This is a genomic window from Ruegeria sp. BC3 (assembly GCF_056539265.1).
In genome coordinates, this window is record NZ_JBQFUP010000012.1 from 28,293 (window position 1) to 51,159 (window position 22,867).

A 22,867-nucleotide genomic window follows, 5' to 3' on the forward strand; every position below is an offset into this window, starting at 1 on the left:
GTCAGACCGCGCGGGTGATGCCGCCATCGACCCGGATATTCTGCCCGGTTATATAGCCGCCGCCGTCTGACGCCAGCATGGCCACGACCGAGGCGATCTCGTCATAGCTGCGCCCATACCGACCCAGCGGGATACGCGACCGGAATTCCTCTTTCTCGGGCAGGCTGTCGATAAAGCCCGGCAAGACGTTGTTCATGCGAATATTGTCTGCTGCGCATTGGTCCGAGAACAGCTTGGTAAAGGCAGCAAGGCCAGCACGGAATACGCCCGACGTGGGGAACACCGGATCAGGCTCGAACGCGGCGAAGGTCGAGATGTTGATGATCGATCCGCCGCCTTGCGCCTGCATGATCGGAGTCACCAGCCGTGTCGGCCGGACGGCGTTCATGAAGTATACATCCATGCCGGTGTGCCAGTCCTCATCCGTCAACTCCAGGACCGGAGCACGTGGCCCGTGGCCCGCCGAGTTGACCAGCACGTCGACGCGCCCCCAATGGGTCATCGCCGCGTCGACCAGTTTTTGCAGATCGTCCGTTGACTGGTTCGACCCGGTGACACCAACGCCGCCAAGCTCGTGCGCCAGAGCTTCGCCCTTGCCGGACGATGATAGAATGCCAACCTTGAACCCGTCAGCGGCCAGTCTCCGGGCGGAATCCGCGCCCATACCGCTGCCGCCTGCCGTAATCAGCGCTACTTTGGTCATGTGAAGTCTCCATGTTTTGGTGAATACAAGATGGGCTTTGGGCGTTTGATTGACCAATCAGTTCTGCTGGCCGTATGCTGTAGAAAAACTACAGGGTTATGTGATGACGGCTCTTCCCCCGCTGAACGCACTACGAGCGTTCGAAGCCGCGGCACGGCATCTGAATTTCCGGCTGGCGGCCGAGGAATTGAGCGTCACGCAAGGGGCCGTTGCCCAGCAGGTGCGCGGACTTGAGGCGCGGTTGGGTGTGCCGCTTTTTGACCGCTTGCCGCGTGGCCTTGCTCTGACCGAGGCAGGGCGACGGTTTCATTCTCCGTTGCGCAAGGCATTTCGCCTGATTGAAGGTGCCGTTGAAGACCTTTCGGGCGAAAGCCAGATCACCATTTCCGTAACGCCCAGCTTTGCCTCGAAGTGGTTGGTGCCCCGCCTTCCTGACTTTACCCAAAGCCACCCCGAGATTGCCGTCCAGGTCGATGCACGCGAGCGTTTGGCCGATTTTCAAAGCGACGGAGTGGATATCGCCGTGCGGCAAGGGCTGGCCCCGTTCGGGTCGGGGGTGACCGCGGTGCCACTGTTTTCCACTGGGTTCGTCCCAGTCTGCAGCCCTGAAACCGCGGCGCGCATCACTCGGCCTGCTGATTTGGCACAGCACATTCTGCTAAACGACACCCATGGTCTGTGGCCTTTGTTTCTGCAAAGGGCCGGGGTTTCAGGCAAACCTAAGATGATGAGCTTTAGCCAGAGCAGCCTCGCCATCGACGCGGCCGTGTCGGGGCAGGGCGTGGCCCTGGCAAATGAGCCATTGGTTTCCGCCTTGTTGGATGCGGGGCAACTGGTGCGCCCGATCCCGGACGAGCTGGTTGAAGATCTTGGGTTTTACATCGTCACACCCAAGCAACCGCGCCAACCAGTGCTGGTGGCGCTGATGAAAGACTGGTTGTTGTCGCAGGCTTGAGGCCTGCGCAACTTATTTAGCAGTCACTGAAATTCTCATCTCACCTTAGGAATGGAATTGCCGCCCGCAACGCGTTAGGTGACTGTGAGGCAACAGGAGGTGCGCGATGGGGATCCGCTTTTTCTCGGACAAGAACCGGCCGGTCCATATGGGCTCTTATCCGCTGGAGCGCTTGGCGCGGCAAAGCGCCATGCCGGATTTGTCTGGTGTGAGGCCGATGCCAAAGCTCGACTTTCACCGCCCAGATCGGCCCGAAAGCATCGTCAATGCGATGGGTGAGTTTCAGGCAATGATGGACACAATCCGGGATGGGTTTGTAAACCCGGTGCTATCCGAGATTCCGGCCAACCCGGCAGAGCGGGCGAACCACCTAAAGGCTTTTGGCTACTTCAACGACGCGTCGATGATGGGCTGCGGGCCATTGCCGGCTGCGGCGATGCTGTCTGAGCCTCGGCGCAACCCAGATATTGAACGTCTGGCGCACGCGCTGAAGACTCGGCAGACCAAGACGCTGGCGTCCGGCATCGACCTGATCATGGCCGATCTGAAGGAAAGTATGGAGGCCGCGCCCAGGCCCATGACGTCGCATCGCCATGTCATTGTTTTTCTGTACGAATACAACCGCGACCCGACCCCGGATGAGCCAGGAGCGGACTGGATCTTGGATGCGCAGGATCATCGCGCCTGCCTGCTGGCCACCGAGAACGCGGTGGTGATTGCGAATTACATCCGGCTTTTGGGGTTTGATGCCCGTGCGCATACGGCCATGTCATCCGAGGTGGATCTGGGCAAACTTGCAGTGGCGGCGGGGTTGGCCTCGGTCGAAGGGGGCGATGTTGTCGCGCCGTGGCTGGGGAAGCGGTTTGGTTTGGCGGCGGTCACGACCGAAATGGAGATCGCGCATGATCAACCCCTGCAACCCATGGCGCAACAGCCTTGGTTCCGCACGCAGGGTCCTGCGTGGTGGTTGGGTAAAGGTTTTGCCAAGAACGCCCTGAACCGCGATCCCTATGCAAAGCGTCGCTATACGGACGGCGCGCATCCGTTCGAACGGCTCAAGCGCGTCGACGACCCGACCACTTACATCGACGAAGAGAACGTGGCCCGGGTGCCAAAACGCGCGGATATGTTCGCGCGCGCTCAGTTCGGTGACATGGGCAAACCGCTGCAGGACGCGGCCAAAGGGGGGCACTACGTCCGGAAATCCGCGCCAAGCTTCGCGCAACGTCGTTTGCTGGGTGCGTTTGTTCTGTTGCAAGACGGGGCCAGCGCGGACGATCCGCACCAGACGGACGCCGCGCGGAACGCTGCGAACATCAAGGCCGCGTCTTACTTTTTGGGCGTCGATGCCGTGGGCCTCAGCCGCTGCCCGGAATGGGCGTGGTATTCCCACGATGCAACCGGAGAAGAGATCAATCCGCCACATGATCAAGCCATTAGCATGATCATCGACCAGGGCTATGAGACGATGGAGGGCGCAAGTGGAGACGACTGGATCAGCGTCGCTCAGTCCATGCGCGCCTACCTTCGGTTTTCCCTGCTGGGCGGCGTGATCGCGCAGCAGATCCGAAACCTCGGCTACAAGGCGCGAGCGCACACGGTGATGGATGGCGAGGTACTGCAGCCACCCCTTTTGCTGCTTTCGGGACTGGGCGAGGTCAGCCGGATCGGCGAGGTCATCCTGAACCCCTATCTCGGCCCGCGCTTGAAATCTGGTGCGGTTACAACTGACATGCCGATGGCGCACGACAAGCCGATTGATTTCGGCCTGCAAACGTTCTGCGAAAGCTGCAACAAATGCGCGCGCGAATGCCCTTCCGGTGCGATCACTGCCGGGCCTAAGCTGATGTTCAACGGCTATGAAATCTGGAAATCCGACAGCCAGAAATGCGCAACTTATCGGGTCACCACACCGGGCGGCGCGATGTGCGGACGATGCATGAAAACCTGCCCGTGGAACCTCGAAGGTATCTTCAAGGAACGCCCTTTCCGTTGGGCGGCGATGAACATTCCGCAAGCCGCCCCTGCGCTGGCCAAACTGGATGATGCCGTCGGGAATGGCGGACTGAATGACACCAAGAAGTGGTGGTGGGACATTGAGCTGCAGCCGGATGGGGCCTATTACCCCAGCCAGCATCCTTTGAACCGGCGCGATCTGCAAACCGATCTGGATTTGAAGTACGAAGACCAGACGCTGGCCGTTTATCCTGCCTATCTGGCCCCGCACCCATGGCCCTATCCCTTTGCGATGGATCGCGAAGCCGGGATTGCGGCTTATCAGGCGATGGTCACTGCGGACGAATACAAGGCCTGCAAAGCGGCTGGGGATTTGTCTGTCATCCATCGCTACACCATCGCGGGCGACGCTCCTGTTATGCGCGTTGCGTTGACCAAGGTCGACAAAATGACTGCGGATGTAACCAAGTACGAGTTCTCGGCGCTCAATGGCGCGCCGTTGCCGGACTGGACAGCCGGTGCGCATCTGGACGTTCTGGTCGCGCCCGAGTTCCTGCGGCAGTACTCTATGTCTGGCGATCCCTCTGATAACTCGGTCTATCAGATCGGTGTCCTGCGCGAGGATGAAGGGCGCGGCGGGTCAGCTTTGCTGCATCGAATTTTCAACGAGGGGCGCAAAGTCTTCATTTCGAAACCAATCAACCATTTCGAGCTGGACGAGCGTGCGACAAAGACCCTCCTGATGGGCGGCGGCATCGGCATCACGCCGATGATCGCGTTTGCGCATCGGCTGCACAGCTTGGGAAAACCGTTTGCGTTGCACTATTCTGCCAGCACGCGGAACAGCGCCGGGTACCTGGATGATCTGGCGGCAATGCCCTGGGCGGATTGCGTTCACTACCATTTCTCGGACGAGGGCACGCGCGCTGATCTGGATGGGATTTTGGCAGACTACCAAGAGGGATGGCACGTATACACCTGCGGGCCGGATCGCTATATGGACGGGGTCATCCAAGCGGCGGAGCGGCAGGGATTCCCCGAAGAGGCGCGGCATCTTGAGTATTTCTCGGTTCCGGAACAGCCCGAATACGAAAACCATCCCTTCACCCTGAGGCTGGCCAAAACCGGCCGGGACCTGACCGTGCCAGCGGACAAAGACGCAGCGCAGGTTTTGAACGAAGCCGGGATTCACGTGGACGTAAAATGCGCAGATGGCATTTGCGGCGTCTGCAAATGCGCTGTGATTTCGGGTGAGATCGAACATCGTGATTTTGTTCTGTCGAACAAACAACGTGAAGGAGCGATCATCCTATGTCAAAGTCGTGCAGCCGAGCCAGATGGGGTGATCGAAGTCGACCTCTGATCCGAGGTCTGAAAACGACTTCGTGAAACATCAAAATTGGTCGTTCCAGCCATGGACGCCGGGTGACGGCTGCACTAACGTCCACTCCGAACCCCAGTGAACCCTGATCAACAGGTGCGAGGTATTTTCATGGATTATCACAGCCCCGCCAGTTTCGCCGAGGCATCGGCCTTGGCTGCGAACGCAACGGGCATCACACGCTTTCTGGCCGGCGGCACAGATGTTCTGGTGCAGCTGCGCTCGGAACTGGTGACACCCGATACGCTGATCGACATCAAAAAGATTGATGGCGTCAGCGACATCACCCGCAACGCCGACGGCAGCTGGACGCTGGGCGTCGCCGCCACTGGTGCCGAGATGAGCGAGCATCCCGAACTGAGCCGCGACTGGCCCGGAGTGGTTGAGGCAATGGACCTGATCGGCTCGACCCAGGTCCAGGGTCGCGCGACGCTGACTGGCAACCTGTGCAACGGCTCTCCGGCTGCGGATTCGGTTCCAGCAATGGTTGCCGCGGGTGTGACCGTAACGGTGACCGGACCGGAAGGTACTCGCGAAGTTACGGTTGAAGATATCCCGACCGGCCCCGGCAAAACGTCGCTGGGCAAGGGTGAGCTGATCTCGGCCGTCAACATCCCCGCACGTGGCGAGAACGGGGGCGACGCGTATCTGCGCTTTATCCCGCGCACCGAAATGGACATTGCCGTTGTCGGCGTTGGTGTGAACCTGCGTCTGGACGGAGACACCGTCACCGAAGCGCGCGTATCTCTGGGTGCAGTGGCTCCAACCGTTCTGTTGGTCGAAGACTGCGCGAAGGCCATTATCGGCAGTACGTTGGATGAGGCCGCGCTGGACGCGCTGGCCGCTGCGGCATCCGCCGCTTGCAACCCGATCGACGACAAACGCGGCACGATCGCATTCCGTACCGAGGTCGCTGGCGTTCTGGCCAAGCGCGCTGCGAAAATTGCCTATGCCCGTGCCAAGGGAGAAGACGTATGAGCAAACTCCACGTATCCACCACCGTGAATGGTGACGCGGTCGAATATCTTTGCGACCCGCGCGAAACCCTGTTGGATTGTCTGCGCGACAAGCTAAACCTGACCGGCGCGAAAGAGGGCTGCGGCACCGGTGACTGCGGCGCGTGCTCGGTCTCGGTCGACGGTCGTCTGGTCTGCTCTTGCCTGATGCTGGGCGTTGAGGCGGATGGCAAAAGCATCGAAACCGTCGAAGGTATTGCAGACGGTGACGTTCTACACCCGCTGCAGAAGAAGTTCATCGAACATGCCGCCCTTCAATGCGGTATCTGCACCCCGGGCATTCTGGTTGCGGCCAAGTCGCTGCTGGAGAAAAACCCCAACCCGACCGAAGAGGAAACCCGGTATTGGCTGGCAGGCAACCTCTGCCGCTGCACCGGTTATGACAAGATCATTCGTGCCGTGATGGAAACGGCGGAAGAGCTGCGGGAGGCTTCGTAATGGCACTCGACGATCGTAAATCGGAATTCACCTTTGTTGGTACACGCCCGAACCGCCCGGATGGTTTGGACAAGGTCACGGGCCGCGCCAAGTTTGGGGCAGATATGTCGGCCCCCGGTATGCTGCACGGCGCTGTGCTGCGCTCACCCCACGCACACGCGCGGATCGTGAAGATCGACACCTCGAAAGCCGAAGTGCACAAGGACGTCAAAGCCGTCGTCACCCGCGCGGATTTCTCGGATCAGGTCGAGTTCAAGCCGGGTCTGGAGGGCGAGTTCTGGAATGTTCTGGAAAACGTCATGGCTGGCGAAAAGGCTCTGTATGATGGCCACGCGGTTGCAGCAGTTGCAGCGACATCGGCCTTGGCGGCGCGCGATGCGCTAAAGCTGATCGAGGTCGAATACGAAGTGCTGCCGCATGTCACCGATGTGGACAAGGCGATGGCCTCTGACGCTCCGGTTATTCGCGAAGGCGCGGCGGATTACTCCGTGCCCGAGGGTATGCACCCGAACGTCGTCCGCTATCACGAAAGCGGTCACGGTGATGTTGAGGCCGGTTTTGCCGAGGCGGATCTGGTCATCGAAGACAGCTTTGTCACCGAAGCAACCCACCAAGGTTACATCGAACCGCACGCCTGTCTGGGCATGCTGGGCAATGACGGCAAGGGTGAGCTGTGGTGCACCACGCAAGGCCACTGGATTGCGCAGAAAACCTGCGCCGCGCTTTTGGGCATTGAGACCTCGCAACTGCGCGTGACCGCGTCGGAAATCGGTGGCGGTTTCGGTGGTAAGACCACGGTGTTTATCGAACCCGTCGCACTGGCGCTGAGCCGCAAGGCCAACCGTCCGGTCAAGATCGTGATGTCCCGGTCCGAGGTTTTCCGCGCCACCGGCCCGACCGCTTCGGCCTCGATGGACATCAAGATCGGGATGAAGAAGGACGGCACCATCTCGGCAGCCCAAGGCGTGTTCCGCCTGCAGGGCGGAGCCTTCCCCGGTGCGCCGGGCGATATGACCGCCATGTGTGCCTTCGCGCCCTACAACCTGACGAATGTCAAGCAAATCGGCTATGATGTCATGTCGAACCGCCCGAAACAGGCCGCATACCGCGCGCCGGGCGCGCCGATGGGTGCATTCGCCGTTGAATCGGTGATCGACGAGCTTTGCAAGAAGCTGGGCCTCGATCCGGTCGATGTACGCCTGAAAAACGCCGCGCATGAAGGCACCAAGGCCAGCTATGGCCCGCGTTATGAGCGGATTGGCCTGGTCGAAACGCTGGAAGCTGCCAAGGCGCATCCGCATTACACGGCCCCGCTGAAACCGGGGCAGGGGCGCGGCATTTCCTGCGGGTTCTGGTTCAACCACGGAGGTGAAACGTCGGTGTCACTGTCGTTGTCCGAGGATGGCTCGGCCCAGCTGATGGTTGGTACGCCGGATATCGGCGGTTCGCGCGCGTCTATGGCGCTGATGGCGGCCGAGGTGCTGGGCATCCCGTATGAGAACATCCGTGTGACCATCGCCGATACCGCCACGCTTGGGTATAACGACGTCAGCCACGGTTCGCGCGTGACCTATGCCTCCGGTCTTGCGACCATCAAGGCGGCCAAGCACGCGGTCGAAAAACTGTGCGAACGTGCGGCGGCCAAGTGGGGCATCCCGGTGGACGCGGTGAAATGGGAAAACGGCTGCGCAGTGCCTTCGGGCCCCAACGCCGGTGATTTCGACCCCATGCCGCTGGGTGACATCACGGCAGACATGGGGTCGACCGGTGGGCCGATCTCGGGCCATTTCGAAGCGACGCCAGAAGGTGCGGGCGTGTCCTTTGGAACCCATATCGTCGATGCCGAGGTCGATCCCGAAACCGGCAAAACCAGCATCACCCGCTACACGGTCATTCAGGACGCCGGAAAGGCGATCCACCCGACCTATGTAGAAGGTCAGTATCAGGGCGGTGCCGCGCAAGGTATCGGCTGGGCGCTGAACGAGGAATACATCTATGGCGATGATGGTCGCCTGCAGAACTCGATCTTCCTCGACTACCGCATCCCGGTCGCCAGTGACCTGCCGATGATCGACACGGTGATCGTCGAAGTCCCCAACCCAGGCCATCCGTTCGGTGTGCGGGGCGTTGGCGAAACCGGAATCGTGCCGCCGCTGGCCGCAATCGCGAATGCGGTTTCCCACGCGGCGGGTGTGCGGATGCGCCAACTGCCCATGTCGCCGCCGCGCATTCTGGCCGCGCTCAAGGACAATGGTTGAGGTTCACCTCTGGTCTGGCCTCCGGTCTTTGACCGGGGGCCAGCAGGTGGTTGAGGTCGAGGCTGAAACCACAGGCGATCTGCTGCGTGCGCTGGTGCGCGCGCACCCGCAGTTGCAAGGCCCGATAGATGCGGGCGTGTCGATTGCTATTGATGGCCGGGTTATCGCGACCGGCCTAACCGAACCGATCCCGGAAGGCAGCGAGGTCTACCTAATGCAGCGTCTGAGAGGCGGTTAGTTTTTGGGCGACCAAGGCTCGCGTCCGACCATTAGGTCGGCTTCGGCAGTGATGTCGTTCATATGATTTTCAAGGCTTAGGCGCAGGGCCTCGATCTGTTCCTCTGTCGCTTTGCGCGGAACGGTTTCTGTCCACTCCCGACATAGGAAAACGCCTTCGTTCCGCCAGGGGCGCGGCATCAACAGGCGGTCCCAGGTTCCGGCCTCGCGCCCATGCTTGGCCGAGTAGGTGATCCCGAAAATCCGCTTGCCGGACGTTCGCGCCCAGATCAGCGGAACGGTCGATGACACCCGCTCAGGTCCGCGCGGACCATCTGCGGCGATCCCGATCGAGATCCCCTGCTTCATCTTGCCCAGAACCTCTCGCGACAATGCCACGTGCCGCTTGTGGCTGGACATCGCGATCGTATCCATACCGAACAGCTTTTGAACACGACCCACCATGCTGCCAGCGCGAGCTGCGGATGTAATCGAACAGATGGGCGCCTTGTCCAAGGGAAAGAAGTAGGGAGATTGAGCCAGACGCTGGTGCCACAACACCACAATGACCGGCTCGCCACTTTCCGCCAACTGGTCCAATTCCTCGTACCCGATGCGTTGCCAGCGCGTGTTGCGATTGACCCATCGGATGTAGCTGGCAATGCGCCGTGCCGCCCAGTTCAGCAGGGCTTCGCTGTCAGCAATCTTTTTGCGGATACTCACGGATCGGGTCCCTTATTCTGGCCAAACCGTGTCTTATAGAACTCAACGCAGTGCGCAACTTGTTTGTGGGGCGGATTAGTGGGCGGGAATCTGAAAAAGCCTCTTGAGTCCGCCGCGCGGCTGGCATATCTGAGGCGCACCTTAGGGGTATAGCTCAGTTGGTAGAGCGACGGTCTCCAAAACCGTAGGTCGCGGGTTCGAACCCTGCTGCCCCTGCCATTCCTCCCAAGAAACAATGAACCCGGTTGTTGCCGACAGTTCTCAATTGTATGGGCGCACCACAGCTGGCAGTTTCATAGGTTGCAATCGGGCCAAGAGGGGCAGGCGTGCGAGGATTTCTGAAAGAATAGGCGCCTTTGTGAGCTTTGCAGAACGCATGCAGCGTGCTGACCCGAAGGTTAACCCTACATGAACACGGCGTTTTTACTTGATTTATCAACTTTGTGTCAAAATACTGGCAAAAGTTTGGTGGCATGGTGATGTCGAGTGAAAGGTTGTTTTGATGGCGTATGGCGAAGAAGCTGAAATGACAGAAGACCAAAAGAAGTGGGCTGAATGGACGATGGAGCCCAAGAAGCGTAAGCTGAAACTAACCGACTATGCGTCTGTTTTGGTGATCGCTGCGTCCGTTGTTGTTGTGACTGGTGCCCATCACTACCTGACCTTCTAAATGGTTCTGAAATAAAGAATTTTGAGTGACACCCGCCTCTCACGGCGGGTTTTGTATTTGATCAGGTTCACAACCGCATCTTGCGCGAACGCCCATTCGTTCCGCGCCTTGCGGACAAAGGATCAATCCCGGTTTCCTACGTCGTTGGAATGGCATATGGTCCTGCCCACAACGGACAGGCGGAAGAGGGTTCATGTCGCGCTTTGATGGTTATTTCCTGCGGCAACTGCTGATTCTGTTCGGCTTCTTCACCCTTGTTCTGGTGGGTGTCTTCTGGATCACCCGGTCCGTCAGCCTGTTTGATCGAGTGATCAGCGGCGGACAATCCGCGATGGTGTTTCTGGAATTCACCGCTCTGACCCTGCCGACCCTGATCCGGACCGTGATGCCAATGGCCGTGTTCGCCGCGGCTGTGTACGCCACCAACCGCCTGAGCCGCGAAAGCGAGATGACGGTGATGTTGGCCACCGGATCCAGCCCCTGGAGACTGGCGCGCGCCGTGTTCGTGTTCGGCATCCTGACCGGTCTGATGATGGCGGCCATAAGTGTTTTTCTGCGCCCGGCATCGGTCGAGCAATTGGAGCAACGACAGGCCGAAGTTGCCGGAGATGTGACCGCTCAGCTGTTAAACGAGGGCGAATTCTTGCATCCCACGCAGGGCGTAACGGTTTACATCGGAGAGATTGCCCTGGACGGCACACTGTCCGAAGTATTCGTGTCCGACCGCCGCGACGAAACAAACCCTGTCAGTTACTCCAGCAAGACAGCCTATCTGGTCAATAGTGGCACCGGCATTCACCTGGTGATGGTGGACGGTATCGCCCTGCGTCTGAATCAAGAGGGCCGGACTTTGTCCTCGACGCTGTTTCAAGATGCCTCATACGACATTTCCGACCTGACGAATTCGGATACGATCACCCGCCGCAGCCTCGAGGCAATCCCGACCTTTGCGCTTTTGGAAGACCGGGAAGCGATCATGGAGAATGAGTACTACACCGAGGGTGAGTTGATCGACGAACTGCATCAGCGGTTTTCATGGATTGCTATCTGTGTCGCAGTGGCAATGGCCGGATTCTCGACATTGATGCTGGGCAGTTTCTCGCGGTTCGGTCTGTGGCCGCAGATATTCGGGGCTTTCGTTATCCTTGTCCTGCTAGAGGGCGTTCGGGGATTTGTTTCGCCGGTTGTAATCGATGATCCTGACCTATGGTTTTTGCTGTACCTACCAGCAATCATCGGAATTCTGATTTCCTGCCTGTTCCTGCTGATTGCCGGACGTCCTTTGGTCCGTAGCCGCCGTGGGGCGAATGGCACGCTGTCTCAAGCCTGATCTGTGCTGCGCAGATCGCTGAGGCTGGCAGCTACGTCCTCGAACGCGTCGCTGTCCCGTCGGGTCACAAGGTAAAGCGGCAGCATCAGGTCCAGCGCCCCAGTCACAGGTTTCAGCTGGCCTTTCTCCATGTGGTCCCGAATGACATATTCGGGGAAATACCCTGTTCCGCCCCGCCTTAGGACATAGCGCAAACCCATCATGCAATTGCCCAGAAAGACTGTTTGGGCAGACGCTTTACGCGCTGCAGATCGCACGTGGTCCTGATAGACCTCACCCAGCTCCAGGTTAACAAAAATCGGATCATTTCCGACCTCGGGTGTTTCGACCAACAGTAGGCGTTCCGGGGCGAGCTCTTGATGCAGAACACGCGGATCGGACGGTTTCTCATGCGTCAGGGCCGCGTCCAGCACGTGGGTTGCCACTGCTTCGACCATGTTCAGGTCGTGATCGTAGTTCAGGGTCAGCAGCAACTGTCCGTGGCGCTGTTCGTAACGTACCGCAAGATCGACCAGCAACGGATCCCAGACACTCAACTGGGCACCCAGGCGCAAGGCGACGCGGTTTTGCGTCTGCCCCAGCAGATCGCGTGAGGCAAAGGACCAAAGCGACATCATCTGTTCCGCATATGGGCGAAACTGCCGACCGAACTCGGTCAGATTGGTGCCGCCCGCGCCGCGCGTGAACAGCACTTTGCCCGTTTCCTCTTCGATCAGGCGTATGCGGGCGCTGACTGCAGTCTGTGTCACGTTCAGCCGGCGCGCCGCGGCGTGGAATCCGCCGGTTTCGGCAACGCATAGAAATGTCTCAAGAGCTTTGATTTGCATGTCGAAAACAATTTTTGATCGCAATGATAAAATCAATTCATTTTTTTGAGCGGTGGAATTTGGTCTATATTCGACCCAGCAGATCAGCGCGAGGAACGACCATGCTGGACAAAAGCCACAAACCGACCTGGACTAGTTTTGAAGAGGCGACCAAAGCCGATTGGGACGCCGTTATGGAATACGAAGAGGCGTACAATGCAGCCCTGCCAGACCGTATTCTGGACGCTATTCGGTCGCTGGACGAAGACTGGACGCCATACCCTGTGAACCGCTACCAGCACAGCCTGCAAGCCGCGACGCGGGCATATGAGGATGGGGCGGACGAAGAGATCGTCGTTGCCGCCCTGATCCACGATACGGGCGATATTCTGTCCCCCTATAACCATGGTGAGCTGTCAGCGGCGATGATGAAGCCCTATGTCAGCGAAAAAACCTATTGGATTCTAAAACACCACTGTGTGTTTCAGGGGTACTACTACAACCACCATTTGGGTGGGGACCGGAATGCCCGCGACAAATATCGCGACAGCCCTTATTGGGAGGACTGCCGCTATTTCTGCCATGAATACGATCAAAAGGCGTTCGACCCGGACTATCCCACCAAGCCGCTAGAGTTCTTCGAGCCCATGCTGCGCCGCGTCTTGAACAAGGGCGAGGGGCATATGGAGCTGAACGAAACGGCCGAGGGTTAACAGGCGGCCATCAGGCGGTAGACTATCTGTGCGGCGGTGAAGTCCCAAGCGGCATTGCCGTCCGGGGCCAGTTCGACGACGTCGAAGCCGACGCACTTGCGGCCCTTGAGCGCGTGCTCGACCAGCCGTAGCGCCTGATAGTATCCCAGACCACCAGGAACGGGCGTACCTGTCGCAGGCATTTGTGATGGGTCCAGGCCGTCGACGTCAAAGCTGACATAGACCAGCTCGGGGAAATCCTCGGGCAGGTCGACCGAATGGATGTTACCGGTCACCAATTCTTCGGCATCCACGTGGAAGACGTGATTGTTCAGACGACTTTTTGCTTCTTCGGTCGAGAACGCACGGACGCCGAACTGGGCCAGACGGATGCCCTCTTCGGCCAGCAGGTGCATGACCGACGCGTGCGAATGCTTCTCACCCTGATACGCGTTGCGCAGGTCGGCGTGTGCGTCGATCTGAACGATGCCAACGGGCTGGTTCAAAGCGCGAGCAACACCCACCACGGCACCGTAGCTCAGTGAATGCTCTCCACCCAGGGTCACCGGTACCTTACCTGCGCGGACGGCGGCTTCGGTGCGTTGGGCGAGGCGATCCATAACCTCGGGCAGGGGCCCCGCGCAGTCGAGTGGGTCTTCGGTAAAGATGCCTTCGACGCAAGGCTCGGCGTGGCCGGTGATCCGTTCCAGTTCATTGCTGGCTTCAATGATGGCCTCGGGGCCCTTGGCGGTGCCGGAACCATATGAAACCGTACGTTCCAGAGGGACAGGGATTACGCGAAACCGGGCATCCTCGGTGCGCTCGGATGCGGTCAGTTCACTGTCTAGGAAAATGCTCATGAGAGTCTGTCCTTAAAGTCGTCGTAGCCGAACTGTTTGATGATCTTCAGTTCGTCGGTTTCGCTGTTCCACAATGCGATCGTCGGTAAAGGCACGCCGTTGAACGTATTCGTTTTGACCATTGAGTAATGGGCCTGATCAAGGAAGGCAAAGCGCTGGCCGATCTCCAGCGGTTGGTCCCACGTGTAGTCCCCGATCACGTCGCCTGCCAGGCAGGACGGACCGCCAAGTCGATAGGTATGGCCTGCGTCAGCCTCATCCATCAGGGCGGGGCGATAGGGCGCTTCGATCACGTCGGGCATGTGGCAGGTGGCCGAGATATCGGTGATCGCGAGGGTCATGCCATTGGTTGGAAGGTCGAGGATTTCGCCAACCAGAATTCCAGCGTCCAGCGCCACGGCTTCACCGGGTTCAAGATAGACGTCGACGTTGTGCCGTGTACGGATCGTTTTGATAAATTCGACCAGCCCGTCGCGGTCATAGTCATCGCGGGTGATGTGGTGGCCGCCGCCGAAATTCAGCCATTTGAGTTGATCGAGAAACGGTTTCAACTTGGGCTCGACCGCAGCCCATGTACGTTGCAGCGGTTCGAACCCCTGTTCGCAAAGGGTGTGCATGTGCAAGCCGTCAACGCCGGTCAGGGCCTCAGCGGTCAATTGGCTGACTGGCGTGCCAAGGCGAGAACACGGTGCGCAGGGGTCGTATTTTGGGATCTCGCCCTCGGAGTGTTCCGGGTTGATGCGCAGGCCCACCTTAACGCCCGCAGTCTGGGCCTTGGTCAGGAACCGGTCTTTTTGCGTCGGAGAATTAAAGATGATGTGGTCGGACAGGGACAGGATTTCGTCCATATCGGCGTCCTTGTACCCGGCGCAGAAGGTGGCGACCTCTCCGCCGTATTCCTCGCGGCCAAGCCGCGCCTCGAAGATGCCCGATGCGCAAGTGCCGCCAAGGTGCTGGCGGACCAGCGGGGCAAGTGAGAACATCGAGAACGCCTTGAGCGCGCTGAGGACATGCGCGCCTGATCGGTTGCCGACATCAGCCAGGATGCTCAGGTTCCGTTCGACGGCCTTTTCGTCAACGACGAAGCAAGGTGTAGGTACGCGGTTGAGGTCGAAGCTGCGGAAGGCTCCGGCATCTCCGGCTTGGGTGGTCATCATGTCGGACATGTCAGGCGCCTCCGATTGTGGAGAAGCCGGGGGGCGCTGCCCCCCGGACCCCCCGAGGTTTTTTTTAGCCAGATGAAGCTAAAGCGGATCAGAAGTCGACGGGTCCGTCGAGCTCATGCACTTGCCACGGCAGGCCGTGTTCATTGAGCATGTCCATGAAGTTGTCGGGATCGAGCTGTTCCATGTTCCACACTCCCGGCTCGGTCCAGTTGCCTTTGAGCACCTGTGCGGCACCGATCATTGCTGGGACACCAGTGGTGTAACTGACGGCCTGGCTGCCGACTTCGGCGTAGCATTCCTCGTGATCACAGATGTTGTAGATGTAATAGGTCTTCTCGCCGGAGCCGTCCTTGGCCTGACCCGTGGCGATGTCGCCGATGCAGGCCTTGCCCTTGGTTTCCGCGCCAAGATCGCCGGGATCAGGCAGCAGGGTTTTCAGGAACTGGATCGGGATGATTTCTTTGCCGTCGTGCATCACGGGGTCGATGCGGGTCATGCCGACATTTTCCAGCACTTTGGCGTGGGTGATGTAGGCGTCGCCGAAGGTCATCCAGAAACGGGCGCGCTCGATCTCGGGGAAGTGGGTGCTGAGGCTCTCCAGTTCCTCGTGATACATCAGGTACATGTTCTTGGGGCCGATGGCGGGGAAGTCGAATTCGACCTTGTGGGTCATGGCGGGGGAGTGTTTCCACTCGCCGCCTTCCCAGTGGCGGACTTCGGCCAGCACTTCGCGCAGGTTGATTTCCGGGTTGAAGTTGGTGGCGAATTCCTGATCGTTGCTGCCGCCATTGGCGTCCAGCACGTCGATCTGACGGATCGTGTCCAGCTTGTGTTTTTTCAGCCATTTGGCGAACACGCTGGTCACGCCCGGATCGAAGCCTGAGCCGAGGATGGCGGTCAGGCCGGCCTCTTTGAACCGCTCCTGATAGGCCCATTGCCAGTGGTACTCGAACTTAGCCTCGTCCTCTGGCTCATAGTTCGCGGTGTCGAGATAGTGGATGCCGGCTTTAAGGCACGCGTCCATCAACACCAGATCCTGATAGGGCAGGGCGAGGTTCACAAGGATTTCCGCGCCGGTCTCCTTGATCAGCTTGACCGTGTCCTCGACCTTGTAGGCGTCCAGCTCGGCGGTCGCGATATCAACGCCCACGCGTTCTTTCACCGCCTTGGCGATGGCGTCGCATTTCGATTTCGTACGGCTGGCCAGCGTGATCTCGGTAAAGATATCCGAATTCATCGCCATCTTGTGCACTGCGGCGTGGGATACGCCGCCTGCGCCGACAACCAGTGTTTTTCCAGTCAAAGAACCCATGGGGGTAATCTCCTCTCACAGGGGGTTATTCGTAATAGGTGTAGCCGTTGATCGAGTCGCGGTAGGCGCTCATCAGGGTTTTGCGGTCCTTGGCTTTCAGAGTACCGGTCGAGATCGCCTCGTCCACCATTTTGCGGAAGGCGGCGACGCAGTCCTGCGGGTCGAACTCGACATAGGACAGGACCTGGCTGATTGTGTCGCCCTCTTGTTCGTGCAGCAGGTCAAAGCCTCCGTCGGCACGCAGGTCGATCGTGACGACATTGGTGTCACCAAACAGGTTGTGCAGATCGCCCAGAGTTTCCTGATAGGCACCGACAAAGAAAACGCCCATGAAGTACTCATCTTCGTCGGGCAGGGAATGCACTGGCAGGCTAGGCGAGACGCCGTCCGCCAGAATGAACCGGTCGATCTTACCGTCGCTGTCGCAGGTGATATCGCTTAGCACCGCGCGGCGGTCTGGCGTTTCGTTCAGGCCCTGCAGCGGCACGATCGGGTGAAGTTGGTCGATGGCCCAGACGTCCGGCAGGGATTGGAACAGCGAGAAGTTGCAGTGATAGATATCGGCGACCTTTTCAAGCTGATCGTCTACATCCGTTTCCAGATCATCGCTGGCGGCCAGCGATTTGAGGCGCGCCATGAGCGACAGATAGATGCGTTCCGCGCGGGCCATCTGGCGCAGGTCGACATAGCCGCGGCGAAAGAGGGCGCGCAACTCGTTGCGGTAAAAGGTGGCGTCGTTCCAGCACTCCTGCAGGCGATCTTTGCTGAGGTAGCTATGCACCGCAGCCAGGTCGGCGACCATGTGGTGATCGTCCGCTTCCACCTCGGGGCCGTTTGGCGCGTCGTAAAGTGTGCTTTCCAAAACGTTGAAAACCAGCATCGACGACGTCGCCACGACCGCACGCCCGCTTTCGGTGACCAGCGTTGGGTGGTCGATTTCAGCCTCATCCATCGCGTAGGCCACGGTTTCGACCACATTGGCGCAGTATTCCTCGACCGTGTAGTTGATCGAGTTTTCGGCGGCCTTCTTCTCGCCGGTATAATCCACACCCATACCACCGCCGAGGTCCAAATGGCTGAGCGGTACGCCTTCGCGGGTGAGTTCGGTGTAGTAGCGGCACGCCTCGCCCACCGCGCGGCGCACGTCGTTGACGTCCTGCACCTGAGAGCCCAGATGCGAGTGCTGCAGCTTGAGGCAATGCAGTAGGCCAGCCTCTTTCAGCTTGTCCACGGTCGCGACCAGCTGATCCGTGTTCATGCCAAAGGCCGAGCGGTCGCCCGAGCTTTCCTCCCACTTGCCGCTGATCTGGTTGGTCAGTTTGACCCGTACGCCGATCAGAGGTTCGATGCCCAGCTCGTTATAGACCTCGATCACCGTGTCCGCCTCTTTCGGGCTTTCCAGAACTATGACGGTGTTGAACCCGATCTTGCGGCTGAGGATGGCAAGCTGGATAAACTCGGCATCCTTAACGCCATTGCAGACGATTAGCGCTTCGCTGGCAAGACGGTGCGCCAGTGCGACCACTAATTCGGGCTTGGATCCGGCCTCGAGCCCGTAGTTGTACTTCTTGCCAAACTCGACAATCCGGTCCACAACTTGTGCCTGCTGGTTCACCTTGATCGGGAATACGCCGCGATAGCTACCTTTGTAGCCTACGCGTTCAATTGCATCGCGAAAGCTCTCGTTCAGATGCGCGATTTCATGTTCCAGATAAGACGACACGCGCAGCACCATCGGAGCCTTGATGCCCCGGTCGTCCAGATCACTTAGAATGCCGGGCAGGCTGATTGCGTCGGTCTCGGGCACCATGGGGTTGCGCAGACCGATCTCGCCCTGCTCCGTCACCTCGATGAGGCCTTTGCCCCATTTCTCAACCCCGTAGATGGAATGCGGTGCGTCGGGCGTGTGTTTCAATCAAGTCTATCCTTCGCGAGAGGGTGCCAGTTTCGCGCCCGCCAATACGGCAGCAATTCGATTCTTCCAAGTGTAATCTATGTGACGGGAAATGGGGAATTCAGGCTGCAGCGCGAATTGGAATCAGGTGGTTGTCCCATTGGCAATCCGAGCGGGTTGCGATTTTGGCCCCGGTGGCCGTTAGCTGCCCCACAACACCGGTGCCTGTAGTGAACACAAAGCCGTTCGGCCCAGTTCCCAGGCCGCAGACGTCATCCAGCGGGAAGGCCTCGACAAGCTGGCCATCCGATACACGGAATTGATGCAACGCGTTGCCGCGCGGGCAGGTGATGGCAACGGTATCTCCGGTATCAGAGAACGCGATGCTACCGGCATAGCCCTGCAGCGTGCTTTGATCTGCTTCGGGCGCGCTGAGCAGTTTGGGCTCATCACCCCGCTGATGTAGACCCAGCAGTGGTGGGCGTTGCGATGTGTCGCCCTGCCACTGCATGGCGAACCCGACCAGCCCGTCGGCGCGCACGGCCAGGTGACGGATCGAGTTCTTGTGCAAGGCCCGCGGCAGTGCGACCTGCTCTAATACTTCGCCTGACTGATCCAGATAGGTCAGGCGAGGTTGCATGACGGGCAGGTTCAGCTTGGTCCGGCCTGTGTCGGGATGGGTTTCGATCCCGCCATTTGCCACGACCAGCGTCTTGCCATCAGGCATCAGGCGCATATCATGCGGCCCGACCCCGCCAGAGGAGAACTCGGTGATCCGCTTGTAGTCTTCGGTATCCCAGACGCCTATCACGCCTTGACCAGATTCAAAGTCGTTTTCTGTGGTGAACAGCCGTGTTCCATCGGTCGAGAACACGCCGTGACCATAGAAATGGCGGCCTGTCGGGGCCTCTAGTTGCGCGATTTGAGTGCCGCTGGCGCATTCAATGATGATCGCAAAGGTCCCCGGGCGGCGCGCAAACGCCACGGCCTGCGCGCGATGAGGGTGCGCTGCTGCAGCGTGACCCCGCGCGGGCAATGGCAGCGAGAACAGAATGTCGCCGCCCCGATCCAGTCCCGCAAGACGATATGACCCGTCCGGGAACAGCGCAGCGGCCAGGTAATCTGGCGCGCCGATTGCCGACCAACCGCGCATCGGCGTTAGGCTGGCTGCAGCCAGTCCTGCCAGAAAGTGTCGGCGGCTGGTCATCGCTCAGTCCCCGTCCAATGAGTTGAACCCGGCGCTGATGCCCAGTGTCGGACCCAGTTCGGTCGAGGCGATGGCACGAATGTCCTTGATGGACTGCTGCAACGCTTCGATACGGAAGCGTCCTTGCGCTGTAGCTACCGCCTCAAAGGCCGGGTCGTCCAAAGACTGCGCCCGCTCAATGGCGGCGGTAAAAGCATCATCCATATCAGCCGCAATGTCGGGGTGGTCCGCCGACAAACGCGCGGCAAGATCGCGCAGAGCTGTCAGGGACAACTCCACATGGCGCAGCGAACGCTCGGACCGTCGGGCCTCGGCCCGTTTCGGGCGCGGGCGGTCAAAGGTTCCCATTGGGCGGCCAAGACGGGTTTCTGCCGTGAACTCGAGGCCCGTGATCAGGGCCTTGTAAAGCTCCTGCATGGCTTCGTTTTCGGATCGGTACGGGCTGGTTTCACCAGGAGATGTCAGGTTCGCAGCATACCCCTCCCAATCCGCATCGATTGCGCGTGCGTTGAGGTTGATGTCCTCGGCCATCGCCTGGATCAGCGCGCAGCGGTAGTCTTCGCTGCCCAGTTGGAAAAACTGCGGGTCATAGAGCATCAGCTCCAACGCGAAAAATCCCCGCCCTGCCACGGATGTTTCGGCAAAAGCCTCAGTAGATCGGATCGCGGTGTCTTCGGTGGAGATAAGCCCTGTGAGCGCTTTGGGCGTGAAGCCTTTGGTGGCGGGCCAAAACGCCAGTGCAAACGCGCGGTCCTCGGCCTCAGAAGGTCCGAAGCGCAGATGGCTGACATAAATCCAGTCATCAAATGCCGTGTGAAAGGCCGTGCGGAGCGTGGCCGACGTCGGATCGCAATCCGCTTGCGCTGTGGCCGCCAGTGCTTGGGTAGCTTCGGACAGGGCGGCATAGCCGGGCAGGATATGGGCGTTAACCGTATCGACCAGGATGGGCCCGCGGTCTTGGGCAAACGCGCCAAGGGGCCATGTCAGGGATAAGGCAAGTACAATGGCACGCATCAATCAAAGACTTTCCAAGAAACGGATCAGGGCATCACGGTCGGTTTTTGGCATTGCCACAACGGTGTCGCGGGCGGTCTGCGCCTCGCCCCCATGCCAGAGGATCGCCTCAAGCAGATTGCGCGCGCGTCCGTCATGCAGGAACTGGGTGTGCCCCGACACCTGCTCGGTCAAACCGATCCCCCACAGCGGTGGTGTGCGCCACTCGCGCCCGGTGGCGCGCGCTTCGGGGCGGTTATCGGCCAGACCTTCGCCCATGTCATGCAGCAGCAGGTCCGTGTAGGGCCAGATCAGCTGAAAGCTATGCTCGGGCCGGTCTTCCATGCGGTGGGTAACGAAGGACGGCGTATGGCAAGATGCGCAGCCGGTATCGTGGAACACTTGTTTGCCGCGCAAAACCTGCGGGTCGTCGACGTCGCGCCGGGCCGGAACCCCGAGGTTCTGGCTGTAAAATGAAACCAGATCCATTCCGGTCTGGTCGGACTCGAATACCCGGTCGTCCCCATCGCCGTGTGGGGAGTCGACGCATTCGACCTGGGCTGGGGTGCAGTCCCCGTAAGCCGCGGGGTAGAGGGGGTTTGAGATGCCAATATCCCCGGCAAACGCGGCTGCGGATTGTTCCATCACAGTCGGCATCCCAGCCTTGTGACCAAACCGCCCCATCATTGGGGTACCATATTCGATGGCCCATACGATGTTGGGGCGGCCCGAAATCCCGTCTCCGTCTTCATCTTCGGGGTCCGCATTTGCCAGCAGGTCCTGAACCGGGATCGCCTCGAGCAAACCCAATCCAATCATCTGCGGGGCGACGCGCGGGCTGAGCATCGCATCGGGGTGCAGCGGGCCATAACCCAGATCGGCGGCCCGGTAGATCGGACGCCTCAGGGTGACAGTCTCGCCATCGGACAGAGTGATCGGAACATCCTCATAGGTGATGTCCAGCCGGTACTCTGCGGCATGACCGGGCAGGGCAAGGTCTTGCATCTGACCGCCGTAATTCGGATCGGGCTGGGTGGCGATATAGTCCTCGATCTCGGCAAAGTCGGCGCCACCGGGGATCGAGACCCGCAGGAACATGGAAATGGCGTTGTCGTCGGGGCCATTCGGCGTGTGGCCGCGCCCGTCCTTAATGTGGCAGCGCTGGCACGAACGCGCATTGTAGAGCGGGCCCAACCCGTCTGAGGCCAGGGTCGAGGACGGAGAAGACACCCAGATTTTCTTAAACAGGCCGTTGCCCACCTTGAAATCCAGCTCTTGCTCGAAGCTCAGATTGCCTGACGGCTGCGAAAACGCATCGGCGTCTGTGCGCGCGCGAACGGTGGCGGCCCCGGCTGGAAGGTCTTCGAATGGTTGCGGCACGCTGAAATCCGTCGGCGCTGCGGTCACCCGCGCGATCCTGGCCTGTTCGTCTTGGGTTCTGGGAAGGGTGTTGACGTGCAGATCCTGCAGCTCAGCTGACATGGATTGGGTGGCCGCCAGGGCGGCCACCGTTAGCAGGGCGAGCTTACTCGCCTTCGTCCATTTTCGATGCGTTGAGTTGCGCATAATTGGCTTCGCCAATCCTTTCGTACAGGTCGAGCTGCGTTTCGAGGAAATCGATATGGCTTTCCTCATCGCGCAGCAATCCTTCGAACAGCGACATAGAGACATAGTCGCCTGCCTCGCGGCAATAGTCGCGCGCTTCGGCATAAAGAGCGCGGGCGTCCAGCTCTGCCGCCAAGTCACATTCCAGCGTTTCCTTGGGGTTTTGGCCGATCCTCAGCGGGTCGAGTTTCTGAAGGTTGGGGTGGCCTTCCAGAAAGATGATGCGTTCGATCAGCTTGTCCGCGTGCTCCATCTCTTCGATGGACTCTTCGCGGCTTTTTTTGGCCATGTGCCCAAGGCCCCAGTCTTCCTGGAGACGGTAGTGCAACCAGTATTGGCTGACTGCCGTTAATTCATGCCGCAGAGATTTGTTGAGGTATTCTATGACTTTGGGATCGCCCTTCATCTGCATTCTCCTGTGATACTCCGGTGCGCAACGCACGAAGCTGCATGGGGACTTTCAGATTATCGCTTGCGCGCATTGTGTCTAGGAAAAGGGGCATGCATCCGCCGCAATCCGCTGACTTTCCGAGCGCATGATAGATTTTGCCGGGCGTGATCACCGTGTCTGGGTCGGCGGTTCGCATCCAGTCGATAGCTGCGCGGATGTCAGTATCCGAGATGTTCGTGCAGTGGCATACGATCATGGCTGTCAGGCTTTTTCGTCCGGTTAGGGTAAGAGGCGA

The 22,867-nt window shown here is 59.6% G+C and carries 21 protein-coding genes and 1 tRNA gene; 10 read left to right on the forward strand and 12 right to left on the reverse strand.

What is annotated here, in order from left to right; all coding sequences use genetic code 11:
- Position 1: 1 nt before the first annotated feature.
- Positions 2-703: an SDR family oxidoreductase gene (locus tag ACR0MV_RS20650; RefSeq protein WP_480703551.1), complete on the reverse strand. Its 702-nt coding sequence runs from the start codon at positions 701-703 to the stop codon at positions 2-4.
- Between the two features lie 103 nt (positions 704-806).
- Between ACR0MV_RS20650 and ACR0MV_RS20655 the strand changes: the two genes are divergently transcribed.
- The 6 genes from ACR0MV_RS20655 (at position 807) to ACR0MV_RS20680 (ending at position 8,945) form a co-directional block, all read left to right on the forward strand.
- Positions 807-1,658 carry a LysR substrate-binding domain-containing protein gene (locus ACR0MV_RS20655; RefSeq protein ID WP_480703552.1) on the forward strand — a complete coding sequence of 284 codons (852 nt, stop codon included), beginning with the start codon at positions 807-809 and terminating at the stop codon, positions 1,656-1,658.
- 106 nt (positions 1,659-1,764) lie between these two features.
- On the forward strand, positions 1,765-4,977 hold the full coding sequence (locus ACR0MV_RS20660; RefSeq protein ID WP_480703554.1) for a reductive dehalogenase: 3,213 nt from the start codon (positions 1,765-1,767) through the stop codon (positions 4,975-4,977).
- A gap of 129 nt (positions 4,978-5,106) precedes the next feature.
- On the forward strand, positions 5,107-5,973 hold the full coding sequence (locus ACR0MV_RS20665; protein WP_170427321.1) for an FAD binding domain-containing protein: 867 nt from the start codon (positions 5,107-5,109) through the stop codon (positions 5,971-5,973).
- Positions 5,970-6,449 carry a (2Fe-2S)-binding protein gene (locus tag ACR0MV_RS20670; RefSeq protein ID WP_170427320.1) on the forward strand — a complete coding sequence of 160 codons (480 nt, stop codon included), beginning with the start codon at positions 5,970-5,972 and terminating at the stop codon, positions 6,447-6,449. Before ACR0MV_RS20665 ends, ACR0MV_RS20670 begins: the two co-directional genes overlap by 4 nt.
- Positions 6,449-8,707, forward strand: a complete 2,259-nt coding sequence (locus tag ACR0MV_RS20675) for a xanthine dehydrogenase family protein molybdopterin-binding subunit (protein WP_480703556.1) — start codon at positions 6,449-6,451, stop codon at positions 8,705-8,707. The genes ACR0MV_RS20670 and ACR0MV_RS20675 overlap by 1 nt, the downstream gene beginning before the upstream one ends.
- Positions 8,700-8,945: a MoaD/ThiS family protein gene (locus ACR0MV_RS20680; RefSeq protein WP_170427318.1), complete on the forward strand. Its 246-nt coding sequence runs from the start codon at positions 8,700-8,702 to the stop codon at positions 8,943-8,945. Before ACR0MV_RS20675 ends, ACR0MV_RS20680 begins: the two co-directional genes overlap by 8 nt.
- On the opposite strand, the gene ACR0MV_RS20685 is transcribed toward ACR0MV_RS20680, so the two are convergent.
- Positions 8,942-9,646 carry a lysophospholipid acyltransferase family protein gene (locus ACR0MV_RS20685; RefSeq protein WP_480703558.1) on the reverse strand — a complete coding sequence of 235 codons (705 nt, stop codon included), beginning with the start codon at positions 9,644-9,646 and terminating at the stop codon, positions 8,942-8,944. The genes ACR0MV_RS20680 and ACR0MV_RS20685 overlap by 4 nt on opposite strands.
- A gap of 143 nt (positions 9,647-9,789) precedes the next feature.
- Here ACR0MV_RS20685 and ACR0MV_RS20690 point away from each other — a divergent pair.
- The 3 genes from ACR0MV_RS20690 (at position 9,790) to lptF (ending at position 11,646) form a co-directional block, all read left to right on the forward strand.
- Positions 9,790-9,865, forward strand: a tRNA-Trp gene (locus ACR0MV_RS20690).
- Positions 9,866-10,172: 307 nt separating this feature from the next.
- Positions 10,173-10,316, forward strand: coding sequence for a hypothetical protein (locus tag ACR0MV_RS20695; protein ID WP_170427297.1), 144 nt, complete (start codon positions 10,173-10,175; stop codon positions 10,314-10,316).
- A gap of 193 nt (positions 10,317-10,509) precedes the next feature.
- The gene (gene lptF, locus ACR0MV_RS20700) at positions 10,510-11,646 is read left to right on the forward strand and encodes an LPS export ABC transporter permease LptF (protein WP_480703560.1); all 1,137 of its coding nucleotides are present in this window, start codon (positions 10,510-10,512) and stop codon (positions 11,644-11,646) included.
- Here the strand turns inward: lptF and ACR0MV_RS20705 are convergent.
- Positions 11,637-12,473 (reverse strand): LysR family transcriptional regulator, encoded by an 837-nt coding sequence (locus ACR0MV_RS20705; RefSeq protein ID WP_480703562.1) that lies wholly within the window; start codon positions 12,471-12,473, stop codon positions 11,637-11,639. The two genes, lptF and ACR0MV_RS20705, sit on opposite strands and share 10 nt — an antisense overlap.
- Before the next feature lie 101 nt (positions 12,474-12,574).
- Between ACR0MV_RS20705 and ACR0MV_RS20710 the strand changes: the two genes are divergently transcribed.
- Positions 12,575-13,165: an HD domain-containing protein gene (locus tag ACR0MV_RS20710; RefSeq protein WP_480703563.1), complete on the forward strand. Its 591-nt coding sequence runs from the start codon at positions 12,575-12,577 to the stop codon at positions 13,163-13,165.
- Here the strand turns inward: ACR0MV_RS20710 and speB are convergent.
- From speB to ACR0MV_RS20755, 9 genes are all read right to left on the reverse strand, one after another.
- A complete protein-coding gene (gene speB / locus ACR0MV_RS20715; protein ID WP_480703565.1) occupies positions 13,162-14,004 on the reverse strand; it encodes an agmatinase in 843 nt (280 codons plus the stop codon). The genes ACR0MV_RS20710 and speB overlap by 4 nt on opposite strands.
- A complete protein-coding gene (nspC, locus tag ACR0MV_RS20720; RefSeq protein WP_480703566.1) occupies positions 14,001-15,170 on the reverse strand; it encodes a carboxynorspermidine decarboxylase in 1,170 nt (389 codons plus the stop codon). Before nspC ends, speB begins: the two co-directional genes overlap by 4 nt.
- Positions 15,171-15,258: 88 nt before the next feature.
- On the reverse strand, positions 15,259-16,482 hold the full coding sequence (locus ACR0MV_RS20725; protein WP_480703567.1) for a saccharopine dehydrogenase family protein: 1,224 nt from the start codon (positions 16,480-16,482) through the stop codon (positions 15,259-15,261).
- Between the two features lie 25 nt (positions 16,483-16,507).
- Entirely contained in the window at positions 16,508-18,397 is a 1,890-nt protein-coding gene (speA, locus tag ACR0MV_RS20730) for a biosynthetic arginine decarboxylase (RefSeq protein WP_480703568.1), read from the reverse strand.
- A 100-nt stretch (positions 18,398-18,497) separates the two neighbouring features.
- Entirely contained in the window at positions 18,498-19,583 is a 1,086-nt protein-coding gene (locus tag ACR0MV_RS20735) for a DUF1513 domain-containing protein (protein WP_480703569.1), read from the reverse strand.
- Positions 19,584-19,586: 3 nt separating this feature from the next.
- The gene (locus ACR0MV_RS20740) at positions 19,587-20,597 is read right to left on the reverse strand and encodes an imelysin family protein (RefSeq protein WP_480703570.1); all 1,011 of its coding nucleotides are present in this window, start codon (positions 20,595-20,597) and stop codon (positions 19,587-19,589) included.
- A 3-nt stretch (positions 20,598-20,600) separates the two neighbouring features.
- A complete protein-coding gene (locus ACR0MV_RS20745; protein ID WP_480703571.1) occupies positions 20,601-22,058 on the reverse strand; it encodes a di-heme oxidoreductase family protein in 1,458 nt (485 codons plus the stop codon).
- Between the two features lie 43 nt (positions 22,059-22,101).
- Positions 22,102-22,587, reverse strand: a complete 486-nt coding sequence (gene bfr / locus ACR0MV_RS20750; protein ID WP_170468789.1) for a bacterioferritin — start codon at positions 22,585-22,587, stop codon at positions 22,102-22,104.
- A complete protein-coding gene (locus ACR0MV_RS20755) occupies positions 22,535-22,828 on the reverse strand; it encodes a (2Fe-2S)-binding protein (RefSeq protein WP_480703572.1) in 294 nt (97 codons plus the stop codon). The genes bfr and ACR0MV_RS20755 overlap by 53 nt, the downstream gene beginning before the upstream one ends.
- Between the last annotated feature and the right edge of the window lie 39 nt (positions 22,829-22,867).